We start from the raw sequence: 18438 nt of genomic DNA on the forward strand, positions 1-18438 counted from the left end.
GCCCGTGACCCCGTCGTTGTTCCGGGCCGGGACGGTCCCCGGTGTCGGCGAGACACTGGTGCTCGACGGGCCGGAGGGCCGGCACGCCGGATCCGCGCTCCGCGTCCGGGTGGGAGAGGCCGTGCGGGTCGGTGACGGTCGGGGAGTGGTGGCGGACTGTGTGGTGATGACGACGAGCCCCGGCAGGGTCGAGGCGGAGGTCGTCACCCGGGTCGACGTCCTACGCCCCACCCCGGAGGTCACCGTCGTGCAGGCCCTGCCCAAGTCCGAGCGGTCCGAGCTGGCGGTCGAACTGGCCACCGAGGCCGGAGCCGACCGGATCGTGCCGTGGCAGGCCGACCGCTGCGTGAGCCGCTGGACCGGCCCCAAAGTCGACAAGGGCCGCACCAAGTGGACCAACGCCGCCCGCGCCGCGGCCAAGCAGTCGCGGCGGGCGTGGGAGCCCGAGATCGGCGACCTCGTCGACTCGACCGCCCTCGCCGCCCTGGTCGCCTCCGAGGTCGACGCCGGCGCCTGCGCACTCGTCCTGCACGAGGACGGCGCCGCCGGTTTCGCCGACGCGGTCACCGCGGGCCCGCCGGCGACACGGGTCCTCGTCGTCGTCGGCCCCGAGGGCGGGGTCTCCGACGCCGAACTCGACGCGCTGACCGCGGCAGGCGCCCGGCCCGTCGTCCTGGGCCCGGAGGTGCTCCGCACCTCCACCGCCGCCACCGTGGCGCTGGCCGCACTCGGCGTTCTCACACCGAGATGGTCGCCCGCGGGGTCTACACTCGATCCAACCTCACCATGACACGGGAAGTGATCCACGTAAGCACCGCAGGAAACGACCGCGCCACCGGAAACGACCGCGCCACCGGAAACGACCGCGCCACCGGAAACGACCGGGATCCCGCCACGGCCACCGACACCGGTGGCGTCCGACGCGACACGGGCGACTCCACCGCCCGCACGGCCGTCCAGCTGGACCCGGACCTGGCGATGGCGGTGCTCGGCACCGCCGACGCCAACCTCCGCGCACTCGAGGACCTGCTCGACGCGGACCTGCACGTGCGGGGTGGCACCATGACCATCTCGGGCGATCCGCCCCACGTGGACCGTGCCTCCCGCGTCGTGTCCGACCTGCTGCGGCAGGCCCGCAGGGGAGTGGAGATCACCCCCGCCTCGGTGCGCCGCTCGGTGGAGATCCTCGCCGACTCGGGGCCGCTCACGCCCGAGGAGGTGCTCGGCACCGACGTCCTGTCCCGCCGCGGCGGCATGATCCGGCCCAAGACCCTCGGCCAGAAGCGGTATGTCGACGCCATCGACGACCACACGATCGTGTTCGGACTGGGCCCGGCCGGCACCGGCAAGACCTACCTCGCCATGGCCAAGGCCGTCGCCGCGCTCCGCGCCAAGGAGGTCAGCCGCATCATCCTCACCCGGCCCGCGGTCGAGGCCGGTGAACGCCTGGGCTACCTGCCCGGCACCCTGCACGAGAAGATCGACCCGTACCTGCGGCCGCTGTACGACTCGCTGCACGACATGATGGACCCCGAGGCCATCCCGAAGCTCATGGCGGCCGGGGTGATCGAGGTGGCGCCGCTGGCGTACATGCGCGGGCGGACGCTCAACGACTCGTTCATCATCCTCGACGAGGCGCAGAACACCACGCCCGAGCAGATGAAGATGTTCCTCACGAGGCTCGGCTTCGGCTCGAAGATCGTCGTGACCGGGGACGTCACGCAGATCGACCTCCCCGGCGGGCAGCGCTCGGGCCTGAAGGTCGTCCGCGACATCCTCACCGGGGTCGACGACATCCACTTCTCCGAACTCACCTCCCGCGACGTCATCCGCCACGCGCTGGTCGGGCGGATCGTCGACGCCTACGCCAAGCACGAAGCGCGTCTCGAACGAGGCGAGCGACCCACCATCCACAAGAACAGGGAGCAGCGCCGCCGATGAGCATCGAGGTCGCCAACGAGTCGGGCGTGGAGGTCGACGAGGCAGAACTCATCGACGTGGCCGCGTTCGTGATCGCCCGGATGGACGTCCACCCGGCCGCCGAACTGTCGATCACCCTCGTCGACAAGGACACGATGGCCGATCTCCACGTGACGTGGATGAACCTGCCCGGCCCCACCGACGTCATGAGCTTCCCCATGGATGAGCTCACGCCCGGAGGCCGACCCGACCTGCCCGAACCCGGACCGGCCATGCTCGGCGACATCGTCCTGTGCCCGGCGTTCGCCGCCGACCAGGCCGCCAGCTCCGGGCACCCCCTCGCCCACGAACTCGCGTTGCTCACCGTCCACGGGTGCCTGCACCTGCTGGGGTACGACCACGCGGAGCCCGCCGAGGAGCGGGAGATGTTCGGCCTCCAGAACGAACTGCTGGGCGAGTGGTACGACCACCGCGACGAGTCCCCGAGAGTGGACGCCTGAGACGTGGACACCACCATCCTCACGGCTGTCGCGGCCGTGGTGCTCATTCCCGTCGCTGGACTGTTCGCCGCCCTCGACGCCGCCCTGAGCACGGTCTCGGTGGCCCGCGTCGAGGAGATGGCCAAGGAGAACCGTCACGGCGCGACGCGGTTGTCGAAGATGCTCGCCACCCGGCCGCGGTACATCAACGTCACCGTCCTGCTCCACATGCTGAGCCTCGTGGCCGCGGCGGTGTTGTTCACCGTCGTGTTCAACGATCTCATCGACTCCACGGGCTGGGCGCTGGCCGTCGCCGTCGTGGTGACCACCGTCGCCGCCTACATCGTGGCCGGGGTCGGACCCCGCACCCTCGGCCGACAACACGCCTACTCCCTCGCCCTGGGCGCCGCGACCCCGCTGACCGTGACCGGGTTCGTCCTGGGCCCCGTCGCCACCCTGCTCGTCGGCCTGGGCAACGCCGTCACCCCCGGCGGCGGTTTCCGCAACGGTCCCTTCGCCTCCGAGATCGAGCTGCTCGAGATCGTCGACATGGCCCGCGAGCGCGGGGTCGTGGCCGACGACGAGTCCCGCATGATCCAGTCGGTGTTCGAACTCGGGGACACCACCGCGCGCGAGGTGATGACGCCGCGCACCGAGATGGTGTGGATCGAGTCGGACAAGACGGTCGGCCAGGCCGCGCGGCTCACCGTGAAGTCCGGGTACTCGCGTATCCCGGTGGTCGACGGGGACAACTCCGACGACGTGGTGGGCGTCGTCTACCTGCGCGACATCGTCGCCCGGCTCGACGACCCGGACGGGCGCGCCGCCCCGGTGGCCGACGTGATGCGCCCCGCGGTGTTCGTGCCGGACGCCAAGCGGATCGACGACCTGCTGAGCGAGATGCAGCGGGACCACAACCACCTGGCGATCCTCGTCGACGAGTACGGCGGGACCGCCGGGCTGGTCTCCATCGAGGACATCCTCGAGGAGATCGTCGGGGAGATCGTCGACGAGTACGACACCACCGAGGTGCCGCCCGTCGAGGACCTCGGCGACGGACGCTACCGCCTGTCCGCCCGGCTCGGGCTGGACGAGGTGGCCGAGCTGTTCGACGTCGAGTTCGCCGACGAGGTGACCGAGGAGGTCGAGACCCTGGGCGGGCTGCTCGCCCTGGAACTCGGGCGCGTCCCGCTGCCCGGCGCGCACGTCGTGTCCACCGGGCTCGACCTGCGCGCCGAGGGCGGCCACGACCGGCGCGGACGGGTCAAGGTGGTCACCGTCGTGGCCGCGCCCGTCGAGACGAACGAGCACGACACCCAGGATCACGACGAGGAGAACAGATGAGCACCCCCGAGGGCTACCGGAGCGGGTTCGTCAGCTTCGTGGGCCGGCCCAACACGGGCAAGTCCACGCTGACCAACGCGCTCGTGGGGGAGAAGATCGCCATCACCTCCTCGCGGCCCCAGACCACCCGGCACGCGATCCGCGGGATCGTGCACCGGCCGGACGCCCAGATCATCCTGGTCGACACCCCCGGACTACACCGCCCCCGCACGCTGCTCGGCGAGCGGCTCAACGCGCTGGTCGAGGACACCTACTCCGACGTCGACCTCATCGGCCTGTGCATCCCCGCCGGGGAGCGCATCGGCCCCGGGGACCGCTGGATCCTCGAGCAGGTCCGCAAGCTGTGCCCCACCACGCCGGTGCTCGGGCTGGTGACCAAGATCGACACCGTCTCCAAGAAGAAGGTCATGGAGCAGCTCGTGGCCGTATCGAGGTTCCTCGGACCGGACTCGGAGGTCGTCCCGGTGTCGGCCGCGTCCGGCGAGCAGGTCGACGTGGTGGCCGACGTCATCGCGACCCTGCTGCCCGAGGGGCCCCAGTTCTACCCCGACGACATCATCACCGAGGAGTCCGACGAGAGCCGCATGGCCGAGCTCATCCGCGAGGCGGCCCTCGAGGGCGTCCGCGACGAGTTGCCCCACTCGATCGCCGTGTCGATCGAGGAGATCCTGCCGCACGAGGGCCGCGACGACATGGTGGACGTCCACGCCACCGTGTACGTGGAACGACAGAGCCAGAAGTCGATCGTCCTGGGCAAGGGCGGCTCGCGGATGCGCGAGGTCGGCACCACCGCCCGGGCCGGCATCGAGAAGTTGCTCGGCACCAAGGTCTACCTCGACCTGCACGTCAAGGTCCTCAAGGAGTGGCAGCGCGACCCCAAGATGCTGGGACGCCTGGGCTTCTAGCCTCTCCACGGCTCGTGGCCCGTGGGACACTGGACACCTGAGCGCGCACGCACCCGCGTGCGCGCCCGCCCGGACATCGCCCCGGAAGGAGGCCCGGATGCATCCCTTCACCGACACGGGCCTCGTCGTGCGCACCTACGACCTCGGTGAGGCCGACCGGATCGTCACCCTGCTGACCGAGCGGCACGGGCTCGTCCGCGCCGTTGCCCGGGCCGTGCGACGCACCCGGTCCCGGATGGGCGCGAGCCTCGAGCCGTTCGCGGTGGTGGAGGTGCAGATCGCCCCGGGCCGTGGTCGCAGTGGGCTCGGGACCGTCCGCCAGGCCAGCAGCCGTGAGTCCCTGGCTCGTCCGCTGGTGGCGGACTACCCGGCGTACACCTCCGGGTGCGTGGTCCTGGAGACCGCCGAGCGCCTCGCGGGCGAGGAGGGGGCGCCCACCCCGCGGCTGCTCGGCCTCGCCGTGAACGCCCTGCGCTCCCTGGCCGAGCACCGCCGCGAGCCCGGACTGGTCGCCGACGCGTTCCTCCTGCGTGCCATGTCCGCCTCCGGCTGGGAGCCCGTCCTGGACTGCTGCGTGCGCTGCGGCGTGGTGGGCCCGCACCGGGCCTTCCACGTCGCGTCCGGCGGGACCGTGTGCGTGCACTGCCGCCCGCAGGGATGCGCGATGCTCTCACCCGGTGTCGCCGAGCACCTGTCCGCGCTGCTGGCGGGGGAGTGGGACGCCGTCGGGGTGTCCTCGCCCGCCGTCGTGCGGCAGGCCTCCGGCATCGCCGCCGCCCACCTGCAGTGGCATCTCGAACGAGACCTGCGCAGCCTGCCCCTGGTCGACCGCGGCACGGTCGGCCCCGTCGAGCCAGTAGAGGAGTCCCGTGCCCGGACTACCCAGATTTCGTAAGCGTCCCGTCCCTCAGGCGAGCGTGGTCCGGCCACCCACCCCGCACGCGTCGGGTGCCCGTCCGCCGGCCATCCCGGCCGAGTTCGTGCCGCGCCACGTCGCGCTGGTCATGGACGGCAACGGCCGCTGGGCGCAGGAGCGCGGTCTGCCCCGCACCGAGGGGCACAAGCGCGGCGAGGCCGTGCTCATGGACGTCGTGCAGGGCTGCATCGAGATGGGTATCCCGTACCTGTCCGCCTACGCCTTCTCGACCGAGAACTGGAAGCGCAGTCCCGAGGAGGTCCGATTCCTCATGGGCTTCAACCGGGACGTCCTGCGCCGCCGCCGGGACGAGATGCACTCGCTGGGGGTGCGGGTCCGGTGGGCGGGGCAGCGACCCCGGCTGTGGCGGTCGGTGATCTCGGAGCTCGAGGAGGCCGAGGAGCTCACCCGCGACAACACGGTCATGACCCTGGCCATGTGCGTGAACTACGGGGGTCGCGCCGAGATCGTCGACGCCGCCCGCGACTTCGCCCGCCGCGTGGCCGCCGGCGAACTCTCGCCCGATGACCTCACGGAGGACAACTTCTCCCAGTTCCTCGACGAGCCGGACATGCCGGACGTGGACCTGTTCCTGCGGCCGTCCGGAGAGCTGCGCACGTCCAACTTCATGCTGTGGCAGGCCGCCTACGCCGAGTTCGTCTTCCAGGACACGCTGTTCCCGGACTTCGACCGCCGCGACCTGTGGGCGGCGTGCCTGGAGTACGCCGAGCGCGACCGGCGCTTCGGCGGCGTCACCAGCCCCTGACTCGCGGGCGCCCGGTCAGTCAGCCAGGCCAGCCCCGCCCGCCTGGCCCGCCGCGCACTCCGCGCACAGGCCGAACAGCTCGATGGTGTGGCTGACGTCGGTGAACCCGTGTGCCCGGCCCGCGCGATGGGCCCACACCTCGACCCCCGGCTCCTCGACCTCCACGGTGAACCCGCACACGCGGCACACGAGGTGATGGTGGTGCGAGTCGGAGCACTTGCGGAAGATGAGCTCCCCGGAGTCGGTCCGCAGCACGTCGACGGCCTCCGCGTCGGCCATCGACTGCAGGGTCCGGTACACGGTGGTCAGCCCGATCGTGTCCCCGCGCTCACGGAGTTCGGCGTGCAGGTCTTGGGCGGAACGGAAGCCCTTGGACTCGTCGAGCAGAGCGGAGATCGCGCTGCGCTGTCGGGTCGACCGCACGCCGATCGGCTTGTCCGGTGTCGTCATGGATCTACTGCTCTCCGGCGTGCCCGACGGCCGCCTCGACGATGTCGAGCAGATGCTCGTCCAATAGTTCGTAGCGCATCTCCCGACCCTGCCGGTGGGAGGAGACCACGCCGGAGGACTTGAGGATGCGCAGGTGCTGACTGACCAGCGGCTGGGTGACGCCGAGTGCGTCGACCAACTCGTGCACGCACCGGGGACCGTCCCGGAGCTGCAGCACGATCGCGATACGCAGCGGGGCGGACAGGGCCCGGAGCAGTTCCCCGGCCGCGGACACCACCCGCTCGGGCGGCAGGGGGACCGGGGAGGCCCGGTGGTCGGCGTCGTGGACGTCCGTGACCGGGTCGGATCCGGTCGATCGGGGTCCGCTGTGCATCGTCTCCACCTTCCGGGCTCGCTCCCGGGCTCGCTCCCGGGCTCGGTCGCCGCCGGCGTCGTATCGGGTAGGGGACCCCAGTATCCCAGACCCGGGGGCCCGACCGGATACCCTGGTGAAAGTGCCCGGGCGCCGGCCCGCGCCGAGGTGGTCCATCCGACGCCTCCGCCAACCGACTCACCAAGGGAGAACCCCCGACGTGGCAGCCTCAGCTTCCGTCATCGACACCGTCGTCAACCTCTGCAAGCGCCGAGGACTGGTGTACCAGTGTGGCGAGATCTACGGCGGTACGCGCTCGGCGTGGGACTACGGCCCCCTGGGTGTGGAGCTCAAGGACAACATCAAGAAGCAGTGGTGGCGCACCTTCGTCACCGGCCGGGACGACGTGGTGGGCCTGGACTCGTCGATCATCCTGCCCCGCCAGGTGTGGCAGGCCTCCGGCCACGTCGAGACGTTCACCGACCCCCTGGTCGAGTGCAGGTCCTGCCACACCCGGCTGCGTCAGGACCATCTCCAGGAGGCGTACGCCGCCAAGAAGAAGCTGGATCATCCGTCCGAGGCCCCGATGTCGGAGATCGCCTGCCCCAACTGTGGGAACAAGGGCCAGTGGACCGAGCCCCAGCTGTTCTCGGGCCTGATGAAGACCTTCCTCGGCCCCGTGGACAACGAGACCGGCCTGCACTACCTGCGTCCGGAGACCGCGCAGGGCATTTTCATCAACTACAAGAACGTCATGACCACCGCGCGTCGCAAGCCGCCGTTCGGTATCGGCCAGATCGGCAAGGCGTTCCGCAACGAGATCACCCCCGGCAACTTCATCTTCCGCACCCGCGAGTTCGAGCAGATGGAGATCGAGTACTTCGTCAAGCCCGACGAGGCGGACGAGTACTTCACGACGTGGGTCGAGGACTGCTGGGACTGGTTCGTGGACCTGGGGATCGACCCGCAGAACCTGCGTCGCTTCGACGTCCCCGAGGACGAGCGCGCCCACTACTCGGCGGGCACGATCGACTTCGAGTACAAGTTCGGGTTCTCCGGCAACGAGTGGGGCGAGCTCATGGGTATCGCCAACCGCACGGACTACGACCTCACGCAGCACCAGACCCACTCCGGTGAGGACCTGCAGTACTTCGACCAGGCCTCGGGCGAGAAGTACATCCCCTACGTCATCGAGCCGAGCTTCGGCCTGACCCGCTCGCTCATGGCGTTCCTCGTCGACGCCTACACGGAGGACGAGGCCCCCAACGCCAAGGGCGGGGTGGACACCCGGACCGTGCTCAAGCTCGACCGCCGGCTCGCGCCGGTCAAGGCCGCGGTGCTGCCGCTGTCGCGCAACGCGGACCTGTCGCCCAAGGCCCGTGACCTGGCGGCCCAGTTGCGCAAGAACTGGAACGTCGACTTCGACGACGCCCAGGCCATCGGTCGCCGCTACCGCCGCCACGACGAGATCGGCACCCCGTTCTGCATCACGGTCGACTTCGACACCCTCGAGGACCAGGCCGTGACCATCCGTGAGCGCGACACCATGGCGCAGGAGCGCGTGGCGATCGACCAGGTCGAGGGGTACCTCGCGCAGCGCCTGATCGGGTGCTGACGGACTCCCCTGGCACACTGGTCGGGTGAGTAGAACAACCCGGTCCCCGGTCCGTGCGGTGTCCAGGGCCGTCGGCTGGCTCCTGGCCATCGCACTGCTGTTGTGCCTGGTCATACCCGGATTCATCTCGTTCCGAGTGTGGTCCGTGGCGCGTGTCGATGATCGATCTCCGGCCGACGCGATCGTGGTGCTGGGCGCGGCGCAGTACAACGGCATCCCCACCCCCGTGTTCCAGGCCCGGCTGGAGCACGCGGCCCTGCTGTTCGAGGAGGGGGTCGCGCCGCAGGTCATCACGGTCGGTGGTAGCCAGCCGGGTGACCTGTACACGGAGGCCGGGTCGGGGCGGGCTTATCTGACCCGCCTAGGCGTGCCCCCGGAGGTGATCCTGGCGGTGGAGACCGGGACCAACACCGAGGGCAGTCTGGACGCCGTGGCGCAGACCGTGCGCGACCAGGGCGGGCAGTCGGTGGTGCTGGTCAGCGACCCCACGCACTCGTATCGCTCGCGCATGATGGCGCGGGACGCGGGGCTGGACGCGTGGACCTCGCCGACCCGCCACGGGCCGGCGGTGTGGACCCGGGAGAACCAGATCATGGGGATCATCCGGGAGACGGGCGCGGTGCTCTGGTACCAGTACCACCGGCTCGCCGGGAGCAGTGTGGACTTCCCGGACTGAACCGCCGGGGCGGGTCGCGCGAGCGGATGCGGCCTGCCGCAGGGATGACGGGGCGGTGACGCCCGGAGGAGAAGTGGATGACGGGATACGCGTACGACGCCGCGGACGCCGAGCGCCGGGTCGACGAGGGTTCCGGCCGCGCCCGCGGGAAGGCGAGCGAACGCAGCCCGTTCGACCGGGACCGCGCCCGCGTCCTGCATTCGGCCGCATTGCGCCGACTCGCCGACAAGACCCAGGTGGTCGGCCCCGGGGACGGCGACACCCCGCGGACCCGCCTCACCCATTCGCTCGAGGTCGCCCAGATCTCCCGCAGTATCGCGGCCGGGCTGGGGAGCGACCCGGACCTGGCGGACCTGGCGGGCCTGAGCCACGACATCGGACACCCGCCCTACGGACACAACGGCGAGCGGGCGTTGGACGAGGTCGCCCGCGGGTTCGGCGGCTACGAGGGCAACGCCCAGACCGTGCGGATCCTGTCGCGGCTCGAGCCCAAGGTCGTCGACGCCTCCGGCCGTGGGGTGGGGTTGAACCTCACCCGCGCCGCGCTGGACGCGGCCACCAAGTACCCGTGGCTGCCGCGGGAGGGGACGCGGAAGTTCGGCGCCTACGCCGATGACGCGGACACCCTCGCGTGGATCCGGCAGGGCGCTCCCGGGGACACCCGGTGCCTCGAGGCCCAGATCATGGACTTCTCCGACGACGTTGCCTATTCGGTCCACGATGTCGAAGACGCGATCGTCGCCGGCCGGCTGGACCTGCGCTCGCTGTCCGACCGGTCGGAGGTCGCGGCGCTCGCGGAACTGGGCGCGGAGGAGTTCCGCGGTCCGGACGCCGATCTGCTGGAGCAGGCCGCCGGGCGTCTCGGTGCGCTCGAGGTGGTCCGCGCCGTGCAGCCGTTCTCCGAGAGCTTCACCGGGTTCGTGGCGCTCAAGGCCCTGACCAGTGAGCTGGTGGGCCGGTTCGTCATGCCCGCTATCCACGCCACCCGCGAGGTGCACGGGGCCAGGCCGCACGGCCGCTACAGCGCGGGTCTCGAGGTGCCGGTGGAAGTCGAGGCCGAGGTGGTGATGCTCAAGACGATGGCGGTGCGCTACGTCATGAGCGACCCCGGCCACCGCTTGAGGCAGGACCGCCAGCGGGACCGGATCCATCGGGTGGCGGAGTTCCTCGCCCAGTCCGCGCCCGCGGGCCTCGACCCGGTCCTCCGCCCGCTGTGGGATTCGGCGCCGGACGACGCCGCGCGGATGCGGGTGATCGTCGACCAGATCGCCCTGTACACCGAGAGCCGGCTCGAGCGGGTCGACCGGGCGAGCGCCGGCATCCAGGCCGCCTGGGGCTGAGCCGCCCGCCCTCGGCGCCCGTCAGCCGACCGCGCGCACGACCTCGCCGACCAGCTGGTCCACGCCCACCGCGTCGAGGGTCGAGCCGGGGGAGAAGCCGGTGCGGACCACCACGAGATCGGCCGAGTGGACCACCACGACGTACTGCCCGTCGTGCCCGGAGGCCCAGAACGCGTCGGTCGGCAGGTCCGCGAACCGGAGCGGGGTCCCGTCACCGGCCGTGTTGAGCCACCACTGGGCGCCGTACGGTTCGGGCTCGCCGCCTGCCGGGACCCCGGTCGTCGCGTAGTCCATCCATCCCGCGGGCAGCAGCCGCTGTCCGTCCACCTCGCCGTCGTCGAGCACGAACTGACCGAACCGCGCCCAGTCGCGCGGGCTCGCCCACAGGTACGAACTACACACCGATCCGCCGGAGGCGTCGGCCTCGAGGACAGCGCTGCGCATCCCGAGCGGGCGGAAGAGCAGTTCCTCGGCCATCTCCGGCCCCAGCCCGGTGCGTTGGTGCAGCAGGTCGCAGACGATGTTGCTCGTGCCGGACGAGTACTGGCGGAACTCGCCGGGGGCGTGGGCGGCCGGCTGTGAGGCGGCGAAGGCGGCCATGTCGGGTTCGAGGAAGAGCATCCGGGTGATGGGCGTGCCCAGGTCGTACTCCTCGTCCCAGTCGAGGCCGGAGGTCATGCGCAGCAGGTGGTCCAGCGAGATCTGCGACCGTCCGTCGGTCCACTCGGGGCGCAGGCCGGTGGTGGCGGGGTCGAGGTCGGCGTCGGGGAACTCGACCTGCGCGCGCCCGACGAGCGTGGAGGCCACGCTCTTGGCCATGGACCAGCCGAGCTGGCGGGTGTCGGGGCCGAAACCGTCGGCGTACCGCTCGCCGAGGATCTCGCCGCGTCGGACGACGACGAGGCCCCGCGTCCCCTCCTGCGCCGCGGCCTCATCCAGTGCCGACGAGACCTCGTCCGGTGCGTCGGACGCCTCTGCCAGGCGGATGCCCTGAGGGCCATCCCCGCGGAGCGGCGGGGGCGGCTCGCTGCCCTGCGATCCCGCCGCGCGGTCACCGAGGGCACAGCCGTGCTCGGAGACGTGGGCGGTCTGCCGGAAGCCCACCCCCAGCACCGAGGCGGTCGCGGTCCCGGCCTCCTCGTCGACCGATGTCCGCATGACGGGCACCAGCGGATTGGGCGGGAGGTCGGTGTCGTAGTCCTCGCGGCCCACGAGGTAGTGCAGGGCGCAGGCGTTGTGGGCGGCGTACCCGGTGCCGGTGAGCAGCATCGGCCGGTACCAGACGCCCACCGCGACCACGGCTGCGACGAGGAGCGCGACCACCGCGACCACCGCGATGAGAACTTTCCGACGACGTGTCATGGGGTCAGAACCGCCCGCCCGCGCCGCCACCGCCGAAGCCGCCGCCACCGCCTCCGAGGCCGCCGCCGCCGAAGCCGCGGGCGGATCCGAAGCCGCCACCGCCGCCGCGGAGCATCCCCTGGATGAGCGCGCCGGCGACCATGCCGCCGACCATCGCGCCGGTGTTGGACCCGCGCCGTCCGCCGCGTCCGTACGGGCCGCCCCGGCCGCCGTACCCGCCGTACCCGCCGGAGTACTGGGGCCGGGAGGCGTCGCTCTGCGCGAGACGGAGCGCCTCGCGGGCGAGGTTGAGCGCGCGCTCGGCGGCAGGGAACGCGGCCGGGCCGACCGTGCCCTCGGCGGTCGCCAGCGAGCTCTTCGCGGCCGCGAGGCGCGTGCGGGCGGCCTGGCCGATCACGTACGAGCGGCTGCCGATGAAGTCGTCGGCCTCGCGGACCGCTCCGGCGGCGCGGGTGATCGCGGCCCGGCGGGCGGCCCGGGCGCGGTTGGCGGCCTCGGCCTCGTGCCCGGCGGCGGCCAGGGCCTCGTCGAGGTCGCGGTCCACGTCGATGAGGTGGGAGAAGGTTCCCAGCGGATCGGTCTGACCGTCGCGGCGGGCCGCGTCGACCGCCTCGCGCGCCGCGGCGGCCACCTGCGTGAGGGTCTGGCTGGAGGTGTCACTGACGTCGGTCGACGCCAGCAGCCGCGAGGCCATGGTCAGTTCCTCCTCGACCTCCTCGATCAGCGGGTCGAGGTCGCGGCGCGCGGTCGCGATGTCGTCGGCGGCGTGTTCGACGCCGTTGACCAGCTTCTCGGCCCGGGACAGCTCGCCTTCGGCGGAGGTGATGGCGTCCACGGCCTCGCCCTGCTCACCCACCGGCCGGGCCAGTGCCGCGCGGGCGCGGACGGTCTCGCCTTCCGCGGCGTCGAGCAGCTCCCCGGCCAGCGAGAGGTTGTCGGAGATGGAGGAGAGCACGGCCGACGGGAACCGCTCGCGCAGGTCCGCCATGGTCTTCTCGGCCTCGGGGAGCCGGGCGCGCAGGGAGACCGCGCGGCGGGTGAGCGTGTCGACGGAGGCCGCGCCGTTGATGAGCAGGTCGCGCATCTCAGCGAAGGCCGTGGCCTGTCCCTCGAGGCCGCGTTCGGCGCGTTCGGCGCGGGCGGCCACCTCGAGCAGCATGGCCTTGCGCTGGTCGGGCGTCTCGGGGATGTCGTCGTCGAGCCGCTGGACGAGTGCGTGCGCGGCGGCGACCTCGGCCCGTGCCGAGTCGAGCGCGGAGCGGAACGGCCGGGTACGCAGCTCGCCGAACTCGCCTGCGGCGGTCTCGAGGGCGTCCGTGGAGGCGTCCACCGACTGGTCGGCATCGGCCAACCCGGAGCGGGCGCGCGCGTCGAGCACCTCCACAGGCAGGGCCGACATCCGGGCGGTGTCGTCGCCGGGGATGTCGCGGGCGTCCTCGGCCTGCCTGGCCGTCCGCGTGGCGCGGCGCCGGCGGGCGAACAGGACCACGGCCGCGACGACGGCGATGATCACCACGATGATGGCCAGGATGGCGAACGGCGAGATCTCCGAGCCGGAGCCCTGGCGTTCGAGCCCGTCGGCCGCGCCGGTGACGGCGCCGGCCCAGTCGCCGGCGGCGAGGCGCGGTTCGATGTCGCGGTCGGCGATCTCTTGCGCGGTCAGCTGATCGGCAGTGGGCGAGGCCTCGGGGTCGTCGAACTCGAACCAGTACCTTCCCTCGTCCACGGCCACCACGAGCAGTGCGTCGGACGCGCCCAGGTCGGACAGTTCCCGGGTCTGCTGCGTCCACTGCTCGACCGGGATGCCGTCGAGGGTGTCGACGAACGTCACCCACAGCTGGATCTGATCGGTCGAGCGCAGTTCGGCCAGTCTGCTCTCCACCTCGGGGGTGTCGCCGCCGAGGACCCCCGCGGAGTCGGTGAGCTGCTGCTGCAGGTTCGACGGGGGCTCGGCGGAGGCGCCGGGGGCGGCCCACACCAGCGCGCAGGCCAGGAACGCGACCACCGTCGCGAGCGCTGTCACCGGGGCCTGGCTGAACCGGGAACGGGGTCGCCGGGCGGCGGCGGGCGGGAGTTGGGCGGCGATCATGGCCCCAGCGTATCGGCCCCGAACAGGGGGCACGCCGGTCCTCGCCGGAGGCGGCTACTCTGGGCGTCATGGCAGGGCGGATTCCGGAGCAGGACATCGCCGCGATCCGCGAACGCACCCGTATCGAGGAGATCGTCGGCGAGTACGTCGCGCTCAAACCAGGTGGCGCGGACTCGCTCAAGGGGCTGTCCCCGTTCAAGGACGAGAAGACCCCCTCGTTCCACGTGCGTCCGCAGCACGGCTACTTCCACTGTTTCTCCACGGGTGAGGGCGGCGACGTCTTCGCGTTCCTCATGAAGATGGAGCACATCAGCTTCGTGGAGGCGGTGGAGCAGCTGGCCGACCGGCTGGGCTACCGCATCTCCTACGAGGGTGGCGGTCAGGTCATCCAGCGCGATCGCGGCACGCGGTCCCGGCTGGCGCAGGCGAACGCGGCCGCGCAGAAGTTCTACGCCGAGCGCCTGGCGCAGGATCCGGAGGCGGAGACGGCGCGCACCTTCCTCACCGACCGCGGGTTCGACATGGCCCAGGCCCAGCACTTCGGCTGTGGGTACGCGCCCGCCGGCTGGGACACCATGAGCAAGCACCTCATGCGCCAGGGGTTCGAGCCCAAGGAGCTGGAGGCGGCCGGGCTGTCCAAGACGAGTTCGCGTGGCACCCTCATCGACCGTTTCCACCGCCGGTTGTTGTGGCCCATCCGCAACCTCGGGGGCGAGGTGATCGGGTTCGGCGCGCGCAAGCTGTTCGAGGACGACACCCTGGGCAAGTACATGAACACCCCCGAGACGATGCTCTACAAGAAGTCCCAGGTGTTGTTCGGTCTGGACCTGTCCAAGCGGGAGATCGCCTCGCAGCGTCGCGCGGTCGTGGTCGAGGGGTACACCGACGTCATGGCCATGCACGCGGCCGGCGTCACGACGGCGGTGGCCGCGTGTGGCACCGCGTTCGGCGAGGACCACCTGTCCACGCTGCGGCGCCTGATGCTGGACGACAACTACTTCCGCGGCGAGATCATCTACACCTTCGACGGCGACGAAGCCGGCAAGAAGGCCGCGCTCCGGGCGTTCTCGGGGGATCAGCAGTTCTCCGGCCGGACGTTCGTGGCGGTGGCCCCGCCGGGGACGGATCCGTGCGACCTGCGTCAGAACAAGGGCGACGCCGCGGTGCGGGATCTCGTGTCCGCGCGGGTGCCGATGTTCGAGTTCGCGATCCGCTCGATGCTCGAGGACTACGACCTCGACCACGCCGAGGGGCGCGTGGAGGCCCTGCGTCGCACGGTGCCGGTGGTGGCGGACATCCGCGATTCGACGTTGCGTGACGAGTACGCCCGCCAGCTCGCCGGCTGGGTCGGTTGGGACGATCCTGCGACGGTGGTGCGCCGCGTCCGCGAGGAGGCGCGCAAGAAGGGTCGCGCGCGGTCGGCCGGGTCGGGTCCCGGGTTGCGCAAGCGTGCCCCCGGTGGACCGGGCGGGGGAGCCCGACCGGGATGGGACGCCGCCGAGCGTGGGGGCGCCGACCGTGGCCGTGGGGGATACGACGACGACGAGGCCAGCGGCCGCGATGCTCCGCAGGCACCGGAGGCGCCGAGAGGCGTGCCCATCCCCGCCGCGGCGGACCCGGTGCTGTGGCCCCAGCGGGAGGCCGTGAAGGCGGCCCTGCAGTACCCAGGGCTGGCCGGGCCGCTCTTCGACTCCCTACCGGAGGAGTGCTACACCCACCCCGCCTATGCCACGATCGCGCAGGCGCTGTCGAAGGCCGGGGGGTGCGCGGCCGGCAAGAGCGGCGCGAACTGGGTCTCCGAGGTCTCCGAGGGGCTGGGCGACGACGGGCTGCGCCGACTGGTCGGGAGCCTCGCGGTGGAGACGCTGCGCGTGTCCGAGGAGGCGTTGCCCCGCTACATCTCCGGTGTCCTGGCGCGTCTGCAGGAGGTGTGGGTCTCGGGTCAGATCGCGGACCTCAAGTCCAAGGTGCAGCGGATGAGCCCCGCCGAGGACCCGGAGGGTTATTCCGCGTTGTTCGGTGATCTGGTGGCTCTGGAGGAGTACCGGCGCGGCCTGTTGAACCAGGCGGTCGGCGCGACTCCGGACATCGCCTGACCAGCCGATTTGGTTCGTCGGCCTGCGGCGCACTAAGGTGAGTTCTCGGTATCCGGCATCGCCGCCGGGCGCCAGCAGTGATCCCCCATAGCTCAATTGGCAGAGCATTCGACTGTTAATCGAAGGGTTATTGGTTCGAGTCCAATTGGGGGAGCTCAGCAACCAGGTCAGTGGCTTCCGAGCCACTGACCTGGTCTGCATTTCAGGGTGGTCAGCCGGGTGGGGCGTGCAGGGTGGGCCGGTAGATCAGTTCCTGGATCCGGCCGTCGAGGGTACGGCTCTCGAGCAGCTCGAGGTCACACTCCGCTCCCCCCACGGCCCGGGACACTCTCGCCCGGCTCTGCGCCGAGGTCGCGGGGGAGCACTCGGCGCGGGTGGCGGCGGTCCACCGCGTGGGTGTGCTGCCGGTGGGCGAGGTCGCGATGGTGGTGGTCGCCGTGGCACCGCATCGGGCCGAGGCGTTCGCGGCGTGCTCGGAGCTCATCGAGCGGCTCAAGCACGGGGTGCCAATCTGGAAGCGGCAGCGCTTCACCGACGGCGTCTCCGAATGGGTGGGCGTCGGCGACTGCTGAGGCGGTCAGGCCGGCCGTCTGCGGGGTCCGCGCGGGTTCTGACCCGGCGGATTGATGAGTGTGCCGTCGTCGGCGACGATGCGGTCGGCGAAGGCGTTCCACTCGCGTTCCCAGATGGCGTCACGGGCACGGGCCAAGGGGCCCTTGGGTCTGGTGCGGTGTTCGTGTCCGGTGTCGGTGATGATGACGAGTTCACCCAACGGCCCGGACCGGTAGGCGTTGGTCCCGAACGTCTTCTCCCGGTGGTGTTTCCGACACAGGCAGACGAGGTTCCACTCGGTGGTCGGCCCGCCGAGCTCGGGATCCTTCTTGTTGAACGCGATCACATGGTCCACGTCGCAGGCCTCGGCGGGAACCGAGCACCCCGGGTGACGACAGGTGCCGTCGCGCATACGGATTCGCTCGGCCATCGCGGGGGTGATCACGTAGCGCAGGGCGTGCTCGGGGGAGTCGAGCACGCCGGGGGCGGGGTCGATGAGCTCGAACCGCACGCTCGCGTCGTCGCCCTCGAGCAGTTCCGTGCAGAGCCACTCGACGCTGCTGTACGTGCCGTGGACGAACTCGACACGGTTGGGCAGGCCCCGGGCTGCGGAGGCGATCACGCTGATGCGGATCGGCTGACCGGCCCGCGCGGCGTTGCCCAGTGTGGGCCGGGGCAGGTCCGCCCCGAGTCTGACGTCGCCGAGTTCGATGCCGTCGTGCTCGGACGCAGGGGCCGGGCCGGAGCCGGGGCTGGTCGCGGACGGGCCACCAGCAGGCGGATAGACGGCGAGCGCGGCGAGGGCGTCGGCGCGGAGCTGATCCAGGGAACCGTCCAGTCCGTCCGCCGAGGCGGCCGACGCATCGGTCTCGATGCGACGCCGGAGGAGCTCGGCATCGGCGGCGGTGAGCCTGGCCCACATCGTGGCCATGCCGTTCCGGTCGCCGCGGAATCGGACCGAGCGGGTGGCGGCCGCCGCTGCGGCGGCGTCCTCCGCGGCAGCCGGGTCGTGTCGCTCCACGGCGTCATCGATCGCCGAGTCCACCGCGTTGCGGGTCGGCCGGTCGCCACCGTCGAGATCGTCCGTGAAGCGCGCGACCACCTCGTCCTCCACGACCGACACGATCGCGTCCGGCACCTCCGCCAGGCGACACGCGATATCGACCGCCAACTGCTCGGGCAGCAGCCCGCGGTCGACCGTGGACCGCAGACGAGGCAGCCGTCGGTGGATCTGCGTCCCGGCCGTCACCAACCGCGCAGCGTGCCAACACGTGAGCTGACATGCCGCCACGAGGTGATCTCGGGCCCTGGCCTGCGGATCCAGCCGGGCGTACGCGGGTCGGCGCGAACCGGCGCCGGCCTCCTCCGCCTGTGCCTGCTCGGCCCGGGCGAACTGTTCGACCAGGACATGCGCCGCCTCCAGCCGCGTGGCCCCGGCGCGGTTCTGCGCCAGCGTCGCGGCACGGGCCGCCTCGCTGACGGCCTCCCTGTCGACCATGCCGAGGGGCTCGGGTACGGCGAACAGTGCACTCGTCGTCGTCGTCACCATTCCACCCCCTCCGCCACCGGCATCGAA

The 18438-nt window shown here is 71.5% G+C and carries 16 protein-coding genes, 1 tRNA gene and 2 pseudogenes; 13 read left to right on the top strand and 6 right to left on the bottom strand.

The window, feature by feature from the left end:
• Positions 1-4 precede the first annotated feature (4 nt).
• The 7 genes from AC3DEV_RS09845 (at position 5) to AC3DEV_RS09875 (ending at position 6330) form a co-directional block, all read left to right on the top strand.
• Positions 5-790, top strand: coding sequence for a 16S rRNA (uracil(1498)-N(3))-methyltransferase (locus tag AC3DEV_RS09845; RefSeq protein WP_488371975.1), 786 nt, complete (start codon positions 5-7; stop codon positions 788-790).
• Positions 787-1941: a PhoH family protein gene (locus tag AC3DEV_RS09850; protein WP_488371976.1), complete on the top strand. Its 1155-nt coding sequence runs from the start codon at positions 787-789 to the stop codon at positions 1939-1941. Before AC3DEV_RS09845 ends, AC3DEV_RS09850 begins: the two co-directional genes overlap by 4 nt.
• Complete coding sequence (ybeY, locus tag AC3DEV_RS09855; RefSeq protein WP_007626431.1) at positions 1938-2420, top strand: rRNA maturation RNase YbeY; 483 nt, start codon at positions 1938-1940, stop codon at positions 2418-2420. Before AC3DEV_RS09850 ends, ybeY begins: the two co-directional genes overlap by 4 nt.
• Before the next feature lie 3 nt (positions 2421-2423).
• Positions 2424-3743 carry a hemolysin family protein gene (locus AC3DEV_RS09860; protein WP_488371977.1) on the top strand — a complete coding sequence of 440 codons (1320 nt, stop codon included), beginning with the start codon at positions 2424-2426 and terminating at the stop codon, positions 3741-3743.
• Positions 3740-4648: a GTPase Era gene (era, locus tag AC3DEV_RS09865; protein ID WP_488371978.1), complete on the top strand. Its 909-nt coding sequence runs from the start codon at positions 3740-3742 to the stop codon at positions 4646-4648. Before AC3DEV_RS09860 ends, era begins: the two co-directional genes overlap by 4 nt.
• Positions 4649-4745: 97 nt before the next feature.
• Positions 4746-5543, top strand: coding sequence for a DNA repair protein RecO (gene recO / locus AC3DEV_RS09870; RefSeq protein WP_096905746.1), 798 nt, complete (start codon positions 4746-4748; stop codon positions 5541-5543).
• 22 nt (positions 5544-5565) lie between these two features.
• Complete coding sequence (locus tag AC3DEV_RS09875; protein ID WP_069388953.1) at positions 5566-6330, top strand: isoprenyl transferase; 765 nt, start codon at positions 5566-5568, stop codon at positions 6328-6330.
• Positions 6331-6345: 15 nt separating this feature from the next.
• Here the strand turns inward: AC3DEV_RS09875 and AC3DEV_RS09880 are convergent, their stop codons facing one another.
• On the bottom strand, positions 6346-6780 hold the full coding sequence (locus AC3DEV_RS09880; RefSeq protein ID WP_132061966.1) for a Fur family transcriptional regulator: 435 nt from the start codon (positions 6778-6780) through the stop codon (positions 6346-6348).
• Positions 6781-6784: 4 nt separating this feature from the next.
• Positions 6785-7153: an ArsR/SmtB family transcription factor gene (locus AC3DEV_RS09885; protein ID WP_067719606.1), complete on the bottom strand. Its 369-nt coding sequence runs from the start codon at positions 7151-7153 to the stop codon at positions 6785-6787.
• A 199-nt stretch (positions 7154-7352) separates the two neighbouring features.
• On the opposite strand from AC3DEV_RS09885, the gene AC3DEV_RS09890 reads away from it, so the two are divergent.
• The 3 genes from AC3DEV_RS09890 (at position 7353) to AC3DEV_RS09900 (ending at position 10763) form a co-directional block, all read left to right on the top strand.
• Positions 7353-8747, top strand: a complete 1395-nt coding sequence (locus AC3DEV_RS09890) for a glycine--tRNA ligase (protein ID WP_268091901.1) — start codon at positions 7353-7355, stop codon at positions 8745-8747.
• 58 nt (positions 8748-8805) lie between these two features.
• Positions 8806-9423, top strand: coding sequence for a YdcF family protein (locus AC3DEV_RS09895; protein WP_096905743.1), 618 nt, complete (start codon positions 8806-8808; stop codon positions 9421-9423).
• 77 nt (positions 9424-9500) lie between these two features.
• Positions 9501-10763, top strand: coding sequence for a deoxyguanosinetriphosphate triphosphohydrolase (locus AC3DEV_RS09900; RefSeq protein ID WP_488371979.1), 1263 nt, complete (start codon positions 9501-9503; stop codon positions 10761-10763).
• 21 nt (positions 10764-10784) lie between these two features.
• On the opposite strand, the gene AC3DEV_RS09905 is transcribed toward AC3DEV_RS09900, so the two are convergent.
• Positions 10785-12125 (bottom strand): serine hydrolase domain-containing protein, encoded by a 1341-nt coding sequence (locus AC3DEV_RS09905; protein ID WP_488371980.1) that lies wholly within the window; start codon positions 12123-12125, stop codon positions 10785-10787.
• 4 nt (positions 12126-12129) lie between these two features.
• Positions 12130-14214, bottom strand: coding sequence for a TPM domain-containing protein (locus tag AC3DEV_RS09910; RefSeq protein ID WP_488371981.1), 2085 nt, complete (start codon positions 14212-14214; stop codon positions 12130-12132).
• 68 nt (positions 14215-14282) lie between these two features.
• Between AC3DEV_RS09910 and dnaG the strand changes: the two genes are divergently transcribed.
• Together dnaG and AC3DEV_RS09920 are read left to right on the top strand one after the other, a co-directional pair.
• Complete coding sequence (dnaG, locus tag AC3DEV_RS09915; RefSeq protein ID WP_488371982.1) at positions 14283-16310, top strand: DNA primase; 2028 nt, start codon at positions 14283-14285, stop codon at positions 16308-16310.
• An 81-nt stretch (positions 16311-16391) separates the two neighbouring features.
• Positions 16392-16464: transfer RNA gene (locus tag AC3DEV_RS09920), tRNA-Asn, on the top strand.
• 57 nt (positions 16465-16521) lie between these two features.
• Here AC3DEV_RS09920 and AC3DEV_RS09925 read toward each other — a convergent pair.
• A pseudogene (locus tag AC3DEV_RS09925) lies at positions 16522-16623 on the bottom strand (dihydrofolate reductase family protein); the annotation flags it as partial.
• Positions 16624-16675: 52 nt separating this feature from the next.
• Here AC3DEV_RS09925 and AC3DEV_RS09930 point away from each other — a divergent pair.
• Positions 16676-16882: pseudogene (locus AC3DEV_RS09930) on the top strand (molybdenum cofactor biosynthesis protein MoaE); the annotation flags it as partial.
• A 5-nt stretch (positions 16883-16887) separates the two neighbouring features.
• Here the strand turns inward: AC3DEV_RS09930 and AC3DEV_RS09935 are convergent.
• Entirely contained in the window at positions 16888-18411 is a 1524-nt protein-coding gene (locus AC3DEV_RS09935; protein ID WP_488371983.1) for an HNH endonuclease signature motif containing protein, read from the bottom strand.
• Positions 18412-18438 lie beyond the last annotated feature (27 nt).

The organism is Dietzia sp. IBK-p2-15D, assembly GCF_057773105.1.

Bases quoted from the DNA above. Each gene is read 5' to 3' on its own strand.
- AC3DEV_RS09850 (WP_488371976.1), top strand. From the start codon at position 787: ATGACACGGGAAGTGATCCACGTAAGCACCGCAGGAAACGACCGCGCC.
- ybeY (WP_007626431.1), top strand. From the start codon at position 1,938: ATGAGCATCGAGGTCGCCAACGAGTCGGGCGTGGAGGTCGACGAGGCA.
- era (WP_488371978.1), top strand. From the start codon at position 3,740: ATGAGCACCCCCGAGGGCTACCGGAGCGGGTTCGTCAGCTTCGTGGGC.
- recO (WP_096905746.1), top strand. From the start codon at position 4,746: ATGCATCCCTTCACCGACACGGGCCTCGTCGTGCGCACCTACGACCTC.
- AC3DEV_RS09880 (WP_132061966.1), bottom strand. From the start codon at position 6,780: ATGACGACACCGGACAAGCCGATCGGCGTGCGGTCGACCCGACAGCGC.
- AC3DEV_RS09885 (WP_067719606.1), bottom strand. From the start codon at position 7,153: ATGCACAGCGGACCCCGATCGACCGGATCCGACCCGGTCACGGACGTC.
- AC3DEV_RS09900 (WP_488371979.1), top strand. From the start codon at position 9,501: ATGACGGGATACGCGTACGACGCCGCGGACGCCGAGCGCCGGGTCGAC.
- AC3DEV_RS09905 (WP_488371980.1), bottom strand. From the start codon at position 12,125: ATGACACGTCGTCGGAAAGTTCTCATCGCGGTGGTCGCGGTGGTCGCG.
- AC3DEV_RS09910 (WP_488371981.1), bottom strand. From the start codon at position 14,214: ATGATCGCCGCCCAACTCCCGCCCGCCGCCGCCCGGCGACCCCGTTCC.
- dnaG (WP_488371982.1), top strand. From the start codon at position 14,283: ATGGCAGGGCGGATTCCGGAGCAGGACATCGCCGCGATCCGCGAACGC.
- AC3DEV_RS09935 (WP_488371983.1), bottom strand. From the start codon at position 18,411: ATGGTGACGACGACGACGAGTGCACTGTTCGCCGTACCCGAGCCCCTC.